Here is a 15,744-nt window from a genome sequence, read left to right on the forward strand (position 1 = left end):
CCGCTGCAGTCGATGGTGCACCTGAGTCGCGACGGTTTCGCGTTTATTTGCGACAATGTGTCGCTTCTGAAGCTTGTGGCACAATAACGTGATGAAAACATGAAAAAAGGGCCGACACAAAACTGTATCGGCCCATCAGGTCTGTTAACCCGTAAAAAGCGATAGAAACAAAAGGGTTAGCGGTTCATGCGGTTTTCAACCAGATCATCTACTACGGCAGGTTCTGCCAGCGTGGATGTATCGCCCAGGCTGCCATAATCGTTTTCGGCGATTTTGCGCAGGATGCGGCGCATGATCTTACCTGAACGGGTTTTGGGCAGGCCGGGGGCCCATTGGATTAGGTCAGGTTTGGCAATGGGGCCAATCTCTGTGCGGACCCATGTTTCCAATTCCTTGCGCAACTCATCGGAGGGCTCTTCGCCGGACATCAGTGTGACATAGGCGTAGATGCCTTGACCTTTGATATCATGCGGGTAACCCACCACGGCAGCTTCGGCGACCTTGGCATGGGCAACAAGCGCGCTTTCGACCTCGGCTGTGCCCATCCGGTGGCCGGAGACGTTGATCACGTCATCTACGCGACCGGTGATCCAGTAATAGCCATCCGCATCGCGGCGGCAGCCATCCCCGGTGAAGTAATAGCCTTTGTAGTCCGAGAAATAGGTTTGCTCAAACCGGTCGTGATCGCCAAATACCGTACGCATCTGACCCGGCCAGCTGTCTTTGATACACAAAACACCTTCGGCTTCGGTCTCATGGATTTCTTGCCCTGTTTGCGGCTCAAGAATGACCGGCTGGATGCCAAAGAAGGGTGTTGTGCACGATCCCGGCTTGGTGGCCGTGGCACCGGGTAGGGGGGTCATCAGGTGGCCTCCGGTTTCGGTTTGCCACCAGGTGTCAACGATCGGGCATTTACCCTTGCCGACCACGTCATTGTACCAATTCCAGGCTTCGGGATTAATCGGTTCTCCGACCGTGCCCAAGAGTTTGAGGCTTGATAGGTCACACTTCTCAACAAATTCAGGTCCTTGACCCATCAATGCGCGAATTGCGGTAGGGGCGGTATAGAACTGATTGACCTTATGCTTTTCGCAGACCTGCCAGAAGCGGCTGGCATCGGGATAAGTTGGAACGCCTTCGAACATCAGCGTGGTGGCCCCATTGGCCAGCGGGCCGTAGACGATATAGCTGTGGCCTGTGACCCAACCGACATCGGCAGTGCACCAGTAGACATCACCATCGTGATAATCGAACACCAACTCTTGTGTCATCGCTGCGTAGACCAGATAGCCACCCGAGGTATGAACAACACCCTTTGGCTTGCCGGTCGAGCCGGACGTATAGAGGATGAACAGCGGATCTTCGGCGTTGACCTCTGCAGGCGTGCATTCAGCGCTGGCAGCGGCCATCAGGGCGGTGCAGTCGCGATCACGCGCATCATTCCATGCGACATCGCCATTGGTCCGACGTACAACAAGCAGTTGAACATCATCACCACAGCTGGTCATGGCCTTATCTGCATTGGCTTTCAATGGCGTTGCGCGACCACCGCGAGGGGCCTCGTCTGCGGTGATCACCACTTCCGCACCGCAATCATTGACCCGGTTGGCCAGCGCATCAGGCGAAAATCCACCAAAGACCACGGAATGAACCGCACCCAGACGGGCACAAGCCAGCATGGCATAGGCCGCCTCTGGGATCATCGGCATATAAAGAATGACCCGATCGCCTGCCGTCACGCCCAGATCTTTCAGAACATTTGCCATTCTGCAGGTTTTATCGTGCAGTTGCGCGTAGCTGATGTGTTGCGCGTCTTCCGTTGGGGAGTCCGGCTCCCATATGATTGCAGTCTGATCAGCGCGTGTTGCCAGATGGCGGTCGATACAGTTGGCTGAGACGTTCAGGGTGCCGTCAGAATACCAATTAATCGATACATTGCCAAAATCATAGCTGACGTCTTTGACCTTGGTGAAAGGCTTGATCCAATCGATGCGTTTGCCGTGCTCGGCCCAGAATCCTTCGTTGTCATTGATCGAAGCATCGTACATTTCGCGATACTTGTTGGCGTCAATATGGGCGTTATCGGCGAAAGCGGCCGAAGGGGCGTAGGTCGTGTCGGACATGTTATACCTTTGTTGGTCTATTTTTGTTTGCGGTATCTTTGCCTACCTGATGCCGTTAGGGCAAGAGGAGGGCCGCAGTTTTAAATCGCCAAATACTCGGAGCGCAGCTCTTCATTTTGAAGTACCTCTTCGGCGGCACCGTCAAAGACAATGCCACCGGTATCAAGGATCACAGCGCGATCAGATAACTCCAGTGCGCGCACAGCGTTTTGTTCCACGATGATGGTAGTGATGCCTTGTTCCTTGATGATCCGTAGAGTTTTCTCGATCTCATCGACGATCACCGGCGCGAGACCCTCGTAAGGTTCATCCAACAGCAGTACTTTGATATCACGCGCCAAGGCACGCGCCACGGCCAACATCTGTTGCTCACCACCTGATAGAGTGACGCCCTCTTGTTTGCGGCGTTCCGCCAAGCGGGGAAAGAGGGTATAAAGTCGATCCAATGACCAGCCAATGGGTGGTGCGATCTGCGCCAGTTGCAGATTTTCCTCGACCGTCAGGCCAGGGATGATGCGGCGGTCTTCGGGTACAAGGCCGATCCCGGCAACAGCGGCTTCGTGACTGCTCATCTTGTGCAGGGGCTGATGGTCCAGCCAGATCTCGCCGTGGTGCAATTGCGGATCGTCCATCCGGGCAATCGACCGTAAAGTGGTGGTCTTGCCAGCGCCATTGCGGCCCAGCAGGGCCAGGATTTCACCTTCGTGGACGTTAAAGGAAACGCCCTGCACGATGTAGCTTTCGCCGTAGTAGGATTGTAGGTCCCAGACCGAGAGGAAAGCGGGTGCGGTTTCAGCACGGTTTCTGCCTTTGGCAAAATCGGGTTTCGCGTTCATTTTGATGTCCTTCCTTCGCTCAAGCGGATTCGCCCAAATACGCTTCGCGTACTTTGGGGTGGCCCTTGATATTGTCCGGGGTGTCTTCGACCAATGGGGTGCCCTGCGCCAGAACGGTGATGCGTTGCGCCAGCGAGAACACAACATGCATGTCGTGCTCAATGATGGCGATGGTGATGTCGCGTTCGTCGCTGATCTGTTTGAGCAGATCAATCGTGTTATTGGTGTCGGCCCGTGCCATCCCAGCGGTAGGCTCGTCTAGCAGCAACAGGCGTGGCTCTTGCGCCAGGCACATGCCAATCTCAAGCCGGCGTTTGTCGCCGCGTGACATGGCTGCTGCATTCATGTGACGTTTGTCGATCATATTCATGTCTTCAAGCATGTTTTCAGCTTGTTCGATGATGCCTTTTTCATTGGCGGTGCTTTCAATCGCATGCATGCGGAATGCGCCATCACGCTTGGCAAAGATCGGGATCATCATGTTTTCCATCACTGTCAGATCGCCAAAAATCTCAGGTGTTTGAAAGACGCGGCTGATGCCCATCTGGTTGATCTCAAATGGCTTACGTCCCAGAACTGATTGACCATCAAACATGACCGACCCGGTGTCGGGTGTCAGCTTGCCGACAAGACAGTTTAGCAGTGTTGACTTGCCCGCCCCGTTGGGGCCGATGATGGCGTGAACCGTGTTTTCCTTAACGCTGAGGTTCACATCGCCTAGGGCCTGCAGGCCGCCAAAGCGTTTATTGACATTTTTGACTTCTAAGATAGCCATTGATAACGCTCCTTACTCTGCAGGTGTGGATTGTGTGGTTTCATCTGAGGGCGGCGAGCCCGGTTTCTTGCTTTTGAACAGGCCCTTGATGCGCTTGCCGCCTTCGACCAATCCGCCGGGCAGGAAGATCACGATCAGCATGAAAATCACGCCAAGCGTCAGATGCCAGCCTTTGCCGACAAATGGGTGGATGATAGTCACGACCAGATCCTCCAAGCCGTCCGGCAGGAACGAAAACCAGCTATGCAAAACGCTGTCGTTGATTTTCGAGAAGATGTTCTCGAAATACTTGATCAGGCCAGAACCTAAAACCGGACCAATTAATGTGCCTGCTCCGCCAAGGATGGTCATCAAGACAACCTCGCCTGAGGCGGTCCATTGCATCCGTTCAGCGCCCGCCAGAGGATCGACTGCTGATAGCAATCCGCCCGCAAGACCAGCGTACATGCCAGAGATAACAAAAGCGGCCAAAGTGTATGGGCGGGCATTCACGCCGGTGTAGTACAATCGTGTCTGGTTGGATTTCACCGCCCGCAGCATCATACCGAAAGGTGAGCTGAAAATGCGGATAGACAGATAAAACGCCAAGATCAGGATTACGGCACAGAGGTAGTAGCCAACGTTGAACTGAAAGAGCCATGCGCCGACTTCCATTTTATGCGTCGCATTCATCTCAAGTCCAAAGAAGTGTGGGACTGAGGGGCTGTTTTCACCGCGGAAAATCTGAAGATCGTTCGAGTAAACTTGGAGGCCGGTCTCACCGTTGGTCAGGTTAAACTTAGGGTTCGACAGGACTGAATAGGCAAGCGCAAAGCTCATTTGAGCAAAGGCTAGTGTCAGGATTGAAAAGTAGATGCCCGAGCGTCGCAATGACACCACCCCGATCAGAAGGGCAAAGAGGCCCGAGGTTACGATTGATAGTAAGATGCCGGGCACAACGCTGTATCCGAGCAGTTTGAACATCCAGACGCAGGAGTATGAACCGACACCCAGAAAGGCGGCGTGACCAAAACTGAGGTAGCCGGTCAGGCCAAACAGGATGTTGAACCCGATAGCGAAGATGCCGAAGATCACGAATTTCTGCATCAGATCAGGGTAGCCTGCGTTGAACTGCGCCAGACCCGACCCATCAGGGAAAGGGTTCAGGATGAAAGGAGCGAGCATGGTCAGCGCGATGACGATCAGCAGCAGTTTGAAGTCTTTGTTATTAAGTCCGAGCATTGCTTATTCCTCCATCACGCCTTTTTTGCCCATCAATCCGCGCGGACGTGTCAGCAGGATGATAATGGCAACTAGGTAGATGATGATCTGGTTGATCCCAGGGATTGTGGTGGTGGCCCAAGTGGTCGAGGCAAAACTTTCAAGAATGCCCAGCAAGAACCCTGCCAGGACGGCGCCGGGCAGGGAGCCCATGCCGCCAACAACGACCACGACGAAACTGAGCACCAAGAAGTCCATGCCCATATGGTAATTGGGTGGATTAATTGGGGCGTACATCACCCCGGCAAGACCGGCGACCGCGGCGGCAATACCAAACATGATGGTAAAGCGGCGGTCGATATTGATGCCAAGCAGACCAACCGTTTCGCGATCTGCCATGCCAGCGCGTACGACCATGCCAAAGGTGGTGAATTGTAAGAATGCAAAGACCCCGCCGATGATGACGGCGGAAAAGGCAAAATACACTAAACGCCAGTATGGGTAGATGATCGCATTGGCCTCAAATCCAAGCATAACACCGAAATCATAGCTGCCCTTGAAAGCTTCAGGCGCTGGGGTGGGGATCGGGTTCGCTCCAAAATTGGCTTTGATCACTTCCTGCAAAACGATGGCCAAACCAAAAGTGACAAGGATTTGATCGGCATGTGGGCGTTTGTAAAAATGTTTGATCAGCCCACGTTCCATGATGACACCGATGCCAATCATGACCGGGATAGAGAACAGGATCGCGAGGGGGACAGCCCAATCGATGATGCTTGCGCCGACGTCTGGGCCAAACCAAGCCTCAACATAGGGCGTCTTGACCTTAAGCGGATTGCCAAGGAAATCCGTCTGAGTTTCGTCAATGGTTTCAAAGCTGATGTTGAGGATCTTTGAAAGCGTCACCGCGCAAAAGGCCCCGATCATAAAGAGGGCACCATGCGCGAAGTTGACGACGCCGAGCGTGCCAAAGATCAAAGTCAGGCCAAGAGCGATCAGCGCATAGGCTGAGCCTTTGTCTAGGCCATTGAGAATTTGTAGAATGAATGCGTCCATTGTTCCCACCCGTGGGTTCCGTAAAAACGGCGCTGTTGAATTATAGGATCAGATCAGTACCAGCCGCGCGCGATTACGCGCGACTGGTGTGGTGATATGATTAGCCCGCGTTGCAGGTACCCAGTTCACCACCGGCAAACATTGGGTGATCGGGTTCGTACGTGACCTGCGATGCCGGTGTGACTTCGACGATTTCGAGAAGGTCGAACTCTGACGTAGGGTTTTCTTTCCCTTTCACAACCAGCACATCCTTAAAGCACTGGTGATCTTCGGCGCGATACAGCGTTTTGCCGTTGCCAAGACCGTCAAATTCAAACCCTTCCAATGCTTCAGCAACGCCGCATGGATTGAATGTACCGGCACGCTCACACGCATCTGCATACAGCAAAGTTTGTACATAGCATGTATGTGCCGCCTGTGATGGTGGGAAGCCGTATTTGGTGCCGAAGGATTTCACGAAGGCTTTCGAGCCCTCATCCGTCAATGACCAGTGCCAGTTGGTGGAGCCATAGATGCCCTTGACGTTGTCACCGGCACCTTTTGCCATCAGACGGCTATACAGCGGCACGATGATCTCGAAGTTTTTGTTATTGATCTGCTTGTCGCGCAGACCGAACTCAACCGCGTTAGTCAAAGAGTTCACCATATTACCACCGTAGTGGTTCAGAACCAGTACATCAGCGCCCGAGTTCAGAACAGGTGCGATATAGGATGAAAAGTCTGTTGCCGCGAGTGGTGTGAGTACGTTTTCAACAGTTTCCCAGCCCAAAGCCTCGGTCGCGGATGCGATGGATTCTTGCTGTGTCCAGCCCCAAGTATAGTCAGCCGTCAGGTGATAGGCACGACGGTCTGAGCCGTAGTTGGCTTCAAGCACTGGGGCAAGAGCCGCACCGGACATGTAACCGTTAAAGAAGTGGCGAAAGCCATTGGCTTTCTTGTCTTTGCCGGTTGTGTCGTTGGAGTGTGTCAAGCCGGCCATAAAGATAACGCCAGCTTCCTGACAGAGACCTTGAACAGCGATCGCAACACCCGAGGATGAACCACCGGTGATCATCACCGCGCCATCTTTTTCGATCATCGACTTAGCCGAGGCGCGAGCCGCATCTGATTTGGTCTGTGTGTCACCAGTGACAAATTCAACCTTCTTGCCAAGGATGCCGTTGCCTTGCAGGGCTTTGGACGTAAATGTGCCCATCATGCCGCCGTCGCCACCACCGTTCAGGTGCTCAATAGCAAGCTCATAGGCGCGCAGCTCGTCGGCACCTTCATCTGCATAAGGGCCGGTTTGCGGCACGTTAAAGCCAAGGGTCACCGTGCTCCCGGTTGGTTCGTTCATGTAAGCGGCTGCCGATGATGCCGTAAAGATGGTTGGCATTGCCAGCCCGGCACCCGCGAAGGCGCTGGATTTGAGCAGGCCACGGCGGCTCAGGTTCGAATTGGACATTGATATCCTCCCGTTTATTGACTTGCCGGACGCGTCTCCTCCACGTTTCCAGCTTGCACTATTGTGCGAGGCAATTATCGCAGCGTGATAGAAAATTTCTCAACAAATGCTTTTGGAAAAAAGATTATTTTGTAAATAATCTTGAAAAATATTCTTTGTTATTTGTAAATTAATTTACAAAATGATAGTGATGCACCTGAAATATATGGAAAAACCCCATGTCGCAACATCTGATGGCCGGAACCAGAATTCGCGAGCGGCGTATTTTGCTAGGCATGAAGCAGGCAGAGCTTGCTCGGCGGGTCAGTGTTTCCCCGTCCTATCTCAACCTGATTGAGCATAACCGCCGCAGAATCGGCGGAAAAACTCTTCTGAAAATTGCAGAAGTTTTGCAGGTTGAGCCGAATCTGTTGTCTGATGGAGCTGGACGGTTGTTGGTCAATGGGCTGCGCGAAGCTGCAGGTGTCCGCGCTGAGTTTGCTGCTGAGGTTGAGCGCGTTGAGGAGTTTGCCGCGCGGTTTCCGGGTTGGGCAGAGCTGTTAAAGCAGCTCAATCGCGAGCGGGATGAGCTGTTTCAAACTGTGACATCACTGACCGAACGTATGGCACATGATCCTCACCTGGCCGCATCGCTACACGAGGTCATATCAACTGTTACTGCCATTCATTCCGCAGCGTCTATTTTGGTGGACACGAAAGAGTTGGAGCCCGAGTGGCAGGGGCGCTTTCATCGTAATATCAATGAAGACAGTCAGCGCCTTGCTGAAGGGGCTGAATCTTTGGTTCGATATCTAGAGGGCGCGCCGGAGGCCGGAAAGGACATCCGTTCGCCTCATGACGAACTGCATGCATTCCTTGACAGTCGAGATTATCATTTTCCAGAACTTGAAGCCGGTGCGGGCGGTGCTGGAGAGCATTGTATCTCTGATCTGCTGCAACAATCCTCTGTGATTTGCGGTCCGGCCGCGCGATCTTTGCTAGCAGAAGTATTGTACACCTACGTTGCGGATGCAGCAAAACTGCCGATCGACGGGATTTTGCATCTGATATCAGAGGTTGGCATTGATCCTGAACAGATTGCGCTAAAGTATCAGGTAACATTGCCACAGGTGTTTCGCAGGTTGGCCATGTTGCCTGCTGATGAGGTAACATCCGTTGGTCTTATGACATGTGATGTTAGCGGGGCTATTTTGTTTCGTAAGCCGATCGACGGTTTTTCCCTACCGCGCAGCGATGATGGTTGCGCACTCTGGCCTATTTACCAAGTGCTGACCATGCCTCAGTCTCCAGTTCGGGTTGTGCTTCGCCAGGCTGGGCAAGAGGCCGGGCTCACACAGGCCTTTGCTGCCTGCGAACTAATTGCTCCTGCAGGTTTCGATTATCCCGCAGTAATGCGGGCGCATATGCTGTTGATCCCGGACAACCGGCTTCCGGAACTTGATGCAGCCCGGACGGTTGGCCTGAATTGCCGGATCTGTACATTGTCGGACTGCGCGGCGCGGCGCGAGCCATCTATATTGGCATAGGAATTTTGACAGCGTGGTTTAGTTTTACCATAGTGCGGCGATACGTGAGTGCGGCGACGGTTTTACCTGTGCGTCGCACGGGATCGGAGGGGAGGCTGATTTCATGAGCAAACAAGTTCTTGTCATTGAGGACGAACAAAATATTATTGAGGCGATCAGCTTTATCCTAGCGCGTGATGGATGGAACGTTAAAACCCATTCTAACGGTCATGATGCGGTGGATGTCGTACGTACGCGCTCACCTGATCTGATCATTCTTGATGTGATGCTACCGGGGAAAAGCGGTTTCGATATTCTGGCAGAAATTCGTCAAGATGAACAACTGGGCCGTACGCCGGTCCTGATGCTGACCGCGCGCGGGCAGCAAAAAGATCGCGAAATGGCAGAACGTGCCGGGGCAAACCGATTCATGACTAAACCCTTTTCCAATGCCGAAGTATTAGAAGCCGTTCGTGCGATGTTGCCATCATGAGTCGCAAAAAGATGCCGGTTTTTGTCGATCGACGGGCCTATCGCCGTCGCCGCATGGCGGATGCCGCACGCCTGTTGCCCATTCTGGGGGCTGGGTTGATTTGTATTCCGTTGTTGTGGAAGGGGCAAGCCGAAGGTGCGGCCTCAACAGGTTTTGTGATGATCTACCTGTTTGCTGTGTGGATTATTCTGGCGGTTCTGGCAGCGGTCATCTCTGGCTATCTGGCCCCTTCTGATCCCGAGGAAGATGCGTCAAAAGATGAGGCGCAGTAAGAATGGCGACACTCAACATCCTGATAGTTGTCTGCGTGTTCTATGTGATCTTTTTGTTTACTGTGGCTTTTGCTGCAGATCGCGCAGCACGGCAGGGACGCGGGGCGTGGCTGCGCTCGCCAGTAGTTTATACGCTCTCATTGTCGATCTATTGTACGGCTTGGACGTTTTACGGTGCGGTGGGGTTTGCGGCACGGTCTGGCCTTGAATATCTGACTATTTACCTTGGTCCCACACTGGTGATGATCGGCTGGTGGTGGACCCTGCGCAAAATGGTGCGGGTAGGGCGCAGTCAGCGGATCACTTCAATCGCGGATTTAATTTCATCGCGATACGGGAAATCTAATCTACTAGCCGTCTGTGTGACCTTGCTGGCCGTGATTGGCACAACGCCCTATATCGCGCTACAACTGCAATCTGTAACTTTGTCGTTCGAGGCCTTTGCACAGGCGGACCCCAATCAGGTAAATGCGCCCAATCCACAATCGACAGCATTTTGGGTGGCTTTTGGCCTTGCGCTGTTCACCATCTTGTTCGGCACCAGAAATTTGGACGCCAATGAACGCCACCACGGCGTGGTTATGGCCATCGCGCTTGAAGCTGTTGTGAAACTCTTTGCACTATTGGCGGTTGGGGTGTTCGTGGTTTGGGGGTTGGCCGGAGGGGTGGAGGAAACCTTCGCACGTATCGATGCCTCGAATATTGCCAGATGGGACGTGCCCGGCAGCCGCTGGGTCGGTTTAACGCTGTTGTCAGCCGCGGCCTTTATATGTTTGCCGCGGATGTTTCAGGTGATGGTGGTTGAGAACGAAGATGAGGGACATTTGCGTACCGCATCTTGGGCTTTTCCAGTATACTTGATGATGATGAGTCTGTTCGTCGTGCCCATTGCCGCGGTGGGTCTAGATCTGCTGCCTCAAGGTTCAAACCCTGACCTTTTTGTTCTGACCCTGCCTTTGCAAGAGGGGCGAGATGGCTTGGCAATCCTATCATTTCTTGGCGGCTTTTCATCAGCCACATCTATGGTGATTGTCGCCTCTATCGCGCTTTCAACAATGGTATCGAACCATATCGTGATGCCGATATGGTTATGGACTACGGGTGGCACGGCAGTCATGTCGGGCGATGTGAGGCACGTGGCACTATTGGCGCGTCGGTTGTCGATCGCAGGTATCTTGTTCCTGGGCTATCTTTACTATCAAATCTCAGGTGGTGGCACCGCGCTGGTAGCGATTGGTCTGGTGTCTTTTGCTGGGGTCGCACAGTTTCTACCTGCGCTGCTTGGAGGATTGTTTTGGCGTGGCGGTAACCGAGTTGGCGCAATATCAGGCCTAGGGGTAGGCTCGCTGATCTGGCTGTACTGCTTGTTTCTGCCCAGTTTTGGACCGTCAATTTTGTTGCCACAGGCGGTACTGGACTACGGATTGTTTGGCATTGAATGGCTGCGACCTGAGGCCATGTTTGGCGCTGAGGATATGAACCGTGTGGTCCATGCGGTGATGTGGAGCCTTTCGTTTAATACAATGGCCTATGTCCTTATTTCCATGATCAGTTTCCCTGAGCCGTTGGAGCGGTTGCAGGGTGCGCAATTCGTCAATGTGTTCCAGCATTCATCAACAGCAGGCAGCTGGAGCGGCACTATGGCGCGCAGCGAAGACTTGTTGATCATGTCGCAGCGTATTCTTGGGGGCAAGGAAGCTCAGGCCTTGTTTGCTCAGGCTGCAAACGAACAGGGGTTGGCTGGATATCTGCCGGAACCCACACCAGAGTTTTTGCTCAAGCTGGAGCGCGTATTGTCGGGGTCAGTCGGGGTGGCTACGGCTCACGCGATGATTTCTCAGATCGTTGGCGGTGCAGCAGTGTCAGTCGAAGATCTGCTAGCGGTTGCCAATGAAGCGGCCCAGATTATGGAATATTCCAGCCAGTTGGAAGCCAAAACAGAAGAGCAGGCCAGAACCGCTCGGCAATTGCGCGAGGCCAATGATAAACTGACGCAGCTGTCCCAGCAGAAAGACGAGTTTCTGTCGCAGATCAGTCATGAATTGCGCACGCCGATGACATCGATCCGGGCATTTTCTGAAATCCTGCGTGATTCAACTGAGCTGACGGTTGAAAAGCAAACGCATTATGCATCAATCATCCATGATGAGACCATTCGTTTGACCCGATTGTTGAATGATCTTCTGGACCTAAGTGTATTGGAGAATGGTCAAGTTGAATTAAGCAATCAAGAAGGGTTACTAGCTGATTTGCTGGACCGGGCCGAGGCCTCGGCAGGTGATGCAGGGCAGGACATTGTCATTCAACGCGATAGGGGGAGTGAAAAAATCACCTTACATTCTGATTTGGACCGACTTGTGCAGGTGTTCATCAATCTTATTTCAAATGCGCGTAAATATTGTGACGCTGATAGCCCAATCTTATCCATTAAAGCGGCTGAAAATAACGATATCATAACACTGGATTTCAGTGATAATGGCAGCGGGATCGTGGTTGATCAGCAGGCAATGATTTTTGAGAAGTTTTCCCGCAGTGGCCGAACTGGGGCCGATGGAGCCGGTTTGGGGCTTGCGATTTGTCGAGAGGTTATGTTGCGGTTAGGTGGCAGTATTTCTTATTTGCCGGGTCAAAACGGTGCAGCCTTTCGTCTGATCTTGCCCAACGTTCAGCGCTGATACGCGGCATTCACACCGCACTCACATTATCATTTGGTCAGAGTTTGTTCAGCGGCACCTTCAAATAGACATCCCCGTTTTCGTCAGCGGGTGGCATTTCACCTGCGCGCATGTTGACCTGTAACGATGGAATGATCAACTTGGGCATTGGCAATGTCGCATCCCGGCTGTCGCGCATTTTGACAAAATCCTGCGCGTCCTGTCCGGTACCAATATGTACGTTATTGGCCTTTTGCTCTTTGACGGTGGTTTCCCAGGCAAATTCGTCCCGCCCGGGTGCCTTGTAGTCGTGACCGACAAAGATTCGTGTTTCATCTGGAAGGCTTAGAATTTTCTGAATGGAGGAATACAGCATTTCAGATGATCCGCCGGGAAAATCGCAGCGGGCGGTACCAAAGTCCGGCATAAATAGCGTGTCGCCAACAAAGGCGGCGTCACCGATGACATAGGTTAGGCAGGCTGGCGTGTGACCTGGGGTGTGTAGGATGTCGGCCCGCAGCTGACCTATCTGAAAGCTGTCACCCTCTACAAAAAGCTGATCGAACTGTGATCCGTCACGTTGGAATTCTGAACCTTCGTTGAAAATCTTGCCAAAGGTTTCCTGAATGGTGCGGATGTTGTCACCGATCCCCATCTGCCCGCCTACTGCTTGCTGCAGGTAGGGGGCGGCTGACAGGTGATCGGCATGAACATGGGTTTCGATCAGCCATTGCACCTTGAGATCATTTTGCCGAACATAATCGATGATCCGATCCGCCGAGGCGGTGCTTGTATGCCCAGAGGCATAATCAAAATCGAGAACGGAATCGATAACTGCGCAAGAACTGCCCTGCGGGTCCTTGACCACATAGGATACGGTATTTGTGCTCTGGTCGAAAAATCCGGTGACTTCTGGTGACATTGACACCTCCCTGATATGTTTCAATGGTATCGCAATAATTCGACCTGTCCAGCTTACATTGATCCATCGCAAGGCGGTTGGATCGCGGATGTCGTATCTTTGGTTCCCGATTTCAAAAGATACAGGGCCATTGAACCTGGTCTCAAAAGCGGACCTGCAACAGGAGGGCAAAATGACGGGTCACTTAGATCAACTGGAGCTGTTTTTGCAAAAAATAATGGCGACAAGCGTTGAACAGCGATATTGTTACGCGTCCCACTGGGCCTGGATGCTAACTGAGGCGCAAAAGAGCGGTGTTGATATCCCACCAGAATTCGAAGCGCTGCGCAACGAGCTGGATGAAGAGGCGATGGAAGCACAGTTCGATAACATGCCAATCTGACGTCGTTCTTGCGTAATGCAACGGGTTTCGTGTTTACTGTTCCCAGCAGATGCAAGGGGGCGATTTGGTATCCGAAGTTTATTCTGAACTGCAAGATGGGGTTATGGTTCTGAAACTGTGCCGCCCTGTGACGAATACTTTATCGCCAACATTACGAGGCCAGTTGGTTCAACATCTGGAAAGCGTATTTCATGACATGGCCGTCAGGGCGGTTGTGATCTGCGGCGTAGGAGAGTGCTTCTCTTCCGGTCTCGATATTCAGGAATACATGGTTGATTTGGCTATGCCTGATGTGACGACGCTGTGTAATCTGATTGAAATGAGTCCCAAACCAGTGGTGATGGCCATCCATGGTGCAGCGCTTGGTGCGGGGTTTGATCTTGCATTGGCGGGTGCGGCGCGGGTTGCAGAAACAGGCACTACAATTGCGTTACCAGAGATTGCTTTTGGGCTGATACCCTGCGCAGGGGCGACACAGCGTTTGCCGCGCCTAATCGGTGCGCAACAATCCCTTGAGATCCTGTCGTCAGGCCGCACTTTGGATGTCGGTGATCCGGCATTGGCCGGCGTATTTGAGAAAATTACAGATAAAGAACCCATTTCTGATGCAGTTCAATTGGCGATTTACCTGTCCAGCAAAGGGCAGTGGCGCAGAACTCGGGATGCGGTTGCTGGCTTTGCCGAGCCTCTGACTTATCAGCAGGCGGTAAGCACAGCCTCATTGCGCATGACCAAACGTGGCGATGTTATGGACTGCCTGTTACGTTGTGTTGAAGCGGCTCAAATTTTGCCATTTTCACAAGGCTTAGCGTTGGAGCGGGCTGCTTTCAAAGATTTACGCAACTCACGATCTTCGCGCGCGCTACATCATCTTTATGTGGCTGAAAAACGCGCGACGCTGGCGCCGGTATTGAGTGGTTCACCCGAGATGGCGCAGACGGTTGTTTGTTTGGGGGACCACCCGCAACTTGACGCGTTGGTTCTGCTTTGTCACAGTAAGGGTGCTGATGTTATTTTGCTGAATGCAGAGGCAGAACAGGCACTGGCTACACATGAGCGTATAAAGGCCATCTATCATCAGGCTGTTCAGACGGGCCACTTGAGCCCTCAGGCGATCGAGGCGAAGCTATCCCGGCTGTCTGCCGGAAGTGGTTACGAAATTCTGCAACATGCGGATATTGTATTCGATGCAATGTCTAAGTCGCCTGAGGAAAGTCTGCCAAAGCTAAAAGATAGGTGTGTTTGGGTGACAATTGAGGGGTGGGGGTACGCAGGCAGATCACGCGCAGATCGATCTGTCACTATCTGTATTCCAGAATTGGCAGGAGGCTTGCGGTTTTCCGAAGTCGCGGCCGCAGATACGGATAAACACGCACTTGATACTGTGGTCGGGTTGTTGGATGGCTATGGGCGGGTGTTGCTTAAGACGACGGCGTCATCGGGGTGTATTTCAGGCAGATTGCAATCCGTTTTCTACCTGGCTGCGCTGGAATTGGTCGCAGCAGGGCAAGCACCACAACAGGTGGATACAGCCGCCAGAATGGCGGGCTTTGCATTGGGGCCATTTCAGCAAATCGATGCAATCGGTTTGCCCAATATTGCCCGGCGATTGGAGAAATATCAGGAATATCATGATCTGCCTGCGACATCCGGGTTGGTATTGTTGCGTTCTGTTATCTCTGACGGTGGCTTTGGTGATTGGTTTTATAACGCTGGACAAATTGACCCCGCGATGGTGCCGTGGCTGGATACCTGGCGCAGGCATCACGCGCATCCTTCAGCGATTTTCAGTGGCTCTGATGATATTGCACAGGCGCTGCATGGTGTATTGATAAAAGAAGCGATCGACATTCTGGCGGAAGATGGCGTGCGCCGGGCTTCTGATATTGATGTGAGTGCAATCTACGCGTTGCACATGGCGCGGCATAGGGGGGGGCCGTTGCTTTGTGCCAATCTGGATGGGCTATTGCCGGTAGTGCGGTCTATGCAACAGTGGATGAAGGTGGTTCCCCAGCTGTGGACACCACCTCAGATCTTGCTCGATATGGTTACAAATGGCCGATGTTTCTATTGAATTGACCG

At 52.8% G+C, this 15,744-nt stretch carries 13 protein-coding genes; 6 read left to right on the top strand and 7 right to left on the bottom strand.

What is annotated here, in order from left to right:
• Positions 1–176: 176 nt before the first annotated feature.
• From acs to D9A02_RS10485, 6 genes are all read right to left on the bottom strand, one after another.
• A complete protein-coding gene (acs, locus tag D9A02_RS10460; protein ID WP_120500919.1) occupies positions 177–2,123 on the bottom strand; it encodes an acetate--CoA ligase in 1,947 nt (648 codons plus the stop codon).
• Positions 2,124–2,203: 80 nt separating this feature from the next.
• Complete coding sequence (locus tag D9A02_RS10465) at positions 2,204–2,959, bottom strand: ABC transporter ATP-binding protein (protein WP_120500920.1); 756 nt, start codon at positions 2,957–2,959, stop codon at positions 2,204–2,206.
• 19 nt (positions 2,960–2,978) lie between these two features.
• On the bottom strand, positions 2,979–3,734 hold the full coding sequence (locus D9A02_RS10470) for an ABC transporter ATP-binding protein (RefSeq protein ID WP_120500921.1): 756 nt from the start codon (positions 3,732–3,734) through the stop codon (positions 2,979–2,981).
• A gap of 12 nt (positions 3,735–3,746) precedes the next feature.
• Entirely contained in the window at positions 3,747–4,955 is a 1,209-nt protein-coding gene (locus D9A02_RS10475) for a branched-chain amino acid ABC transporter permease (protein ID WP_120500922.1), read from the bottom strand.
• A 3-nt stretch (positions 4,956–4,958) separates the two neighbouring features.
• A complete protein-coding gene (locus D9A02_RS10480; RefSeq protein WP_120500923.1) occupies positions 4,959–5,990 on the bottom strand; it encodes a branched-chain amino acid ABC transporter permease in 1,032 nt (343 codons plus the stop codon).
• Positions 5,991–6,090: 100 nt separating this feature from the next.
• The gene (locus D9A02_RS10485; RefSeq protein ID WP_120500924.1) at positions 6,091–7,434 is read right to left on the bottom strand and encodes a substrate-binding protein; all 1,344 of its coding nucleotides are present in this window, start codon (positions 7,432–7,434) and stop codon (positions 6,091–6,093) included.
• A 218-nt stretch (positions 7,435–7,652) separates the two neighbouring features.
• Here D9A02_RS10485 and D9A02_RS10490 point away from each other — a divergent pair, with 218 nt between their 5' ends.
• The 4 genes from D9A02_RS10490 (at position 7,653) to D9A02_RS10505 (ending at position 12,379) form a co-directional block, all read left to right on the top strand.
• A complete protein-coding gene (locus D9A02_RS10490; RefSeq protein ID WP_120500925.1) occupies positions 7,653–8,960 on the top strand; it encodes a helix-turn-helix transcriptional regulator in 1,308 nt (435 codons plus the stop codon).
• A gap of 103 nt (positions 8,961–9,063) precedes the next feature.
• Entirely contained in the window at positions 9,064–9,432 is a 369-nt protein-coding gene (locus D9A02_RS10495; RefSeq protein ID WP_120500926.1) for a response regulator transcription factor, read from the top strand.
• Complete coding sequence (locus D9A02_RS10500; RefSeq protein ID WP_120500927.1) at positions 9,429–9,704, top strand: hypothetical protein; 276 nt, start codon at positions 9,429–9,431, stop codon at positions 9,702–9,704. The genes D9A02_RS10495 and D9A02_RS10500 overlap by 4 nt, the downstream gene beginning before the upstream one ends.
• A gap of 2 nt (positions 9,705–9,706) precedes the next feature.
• Positions 9,707–12,379: an ATP-binding protein gene (locus D9A02_RS10505; RefSeq protein WP_120500928.1), complete on the top strand. Its 2,673-nt coding sequence runs from the start codon at positions 9,707–9,709 to the stop codon at positions 12,377–12,379.
• A gap of 37 nt (positions 12,380–12,416) precedes the next feature.
• On the opposite strand, the gene D9A02_RS10510 is transcribed toward D9A02_RS10505, so the two are convergent.
• Entirely contained in the window at positions 12,417–13,280 is an 864-nt protein-coding gene (locus D9A02_RS10510) for an MBL fold metallo-hydrolase (RefSeq protein WP_120500929.1), read from the bottom strand.
• A gap of 172 nt (positions 13,281–13,452) precedes the next feature.
• Between D9A02_RS10510 and D9A02_RS10515 the strand changes: the two genes are divergently transcribed.
• Both D9A02_RS10515 and D9A02_RS10520 read left to right on the top strand, forming a co-directional pair.
• Positions 13,453–13,662 (top strand): hypothetical protein, encoded by a 210-nt coding sequence (locus D9A02_RS10515; RefSeq protein WP_162933031.1) that lies wholly within the window; start codon positions 13,453–13,455, stop codon positions 13,660–13,662.
• 64 nt (positions 13,663–13,726) lie between these two features.
• Complete coding sequence (locus D9A02_RS10520; protein ID WP_162933032.1) at positions 13,727–15,736, top strand: enoyl-CoA hydratase-related protein; 2,010 nt, start codon at positions 13,727–13,729, stop codon at positions 15,734–15,736.
• Positions 15,737–15,744 lie beyond the last annotated feature (8 nt).

Source organism: Roseovarius sp. EL26, from assembly GCF_900327775.1.
GTDB lineage: Bacteria > Pseudomonadota > Alphaproteobacteria > Rhodobacterales > Rhodobacteraceae > Roseovarius.

Coding starts and splice junctions, on each gene's coding strand:
- D9A02_RS10515 (WP_162933031.1), top strand. CDS start 13,453: ATGACGGGTCACTTAGATCAACTGGAGCTGTTTTTGCAAAAAATAATG.
- D9A02_RS10505 (WP_120500928.1), top strand. CDS start 9,707: ATGGCGACACTCAACATCCTGATAGTTGTCTGCGTGTTCTATGTGATC.
- D9A02_RS10510 (WP_120500929.1), bottom strand. CDS start 13,280: ATGTCACCAGAAGTCACCGGATTTTTCGACCAGAGCACAAATACCGTA.
- D9A02_RS10475 (WP_120500922.1), bottom strand. CDS start 4,955: ATGCTCGGACTTAATAACAAAGACTTCAAACTGCTGCTGATCGTCATC.
- D9A02_RS10470 (WP_120500921.1), bottom strand. CDS start 3,734: ATGGCTATCTTAGAAGTCAAAAATGTCAATAAACGCTTTGGCGGCCTG.
- D9A02_RS10495 (WP_120500926.1), top strand. CDS start 9,064: ATGAGCAAACAAGTTCTTGTCATTGAGGACGAACAAAATATTATTGAG.
- D9A02_RS10480 (WP_120500923.1), bottom strand. CDS start 5,990: ATGGACGCATTCATTCTACAAATTCTCAATGGCCTAGACAAAGGCTCA.
- D9A02_RS10490 (WP_120500925.1), top strand. CDS start 7,653: ATGTCGCAACATCTGATGGCCGGAACCAGAATTCGCGAGCGGCGTATT.
- D9A02_RS10500 (WP_120500927.1), top strand. CDS start 9,429: ATGAGTCGCAAAAAGATGCCGGTTTTTGTCGATCGACGGGCCTATCGC.
- D9A02_RS10485 (WP_120500924.1), bottom strand. CDS start 7,434: ATGTCCAATTCGAACCTGAGCCGCCGTGGCCTGCTCAAATCCAGCGCC.
- acs (WP_120500919.1), bottom strand. CDS start 2,123: ATGTCCGACACGACCTACGCCCCTTCGGCCGCTTTCGCCGATAACGCC.
- D9A02_RS10465 (WP_120500920.1), bottom strand. CDS start 2,959: ATGAACGCGAAACCCGATTTTGCCAAAGGCAGAAACCGTGCTGAAACC.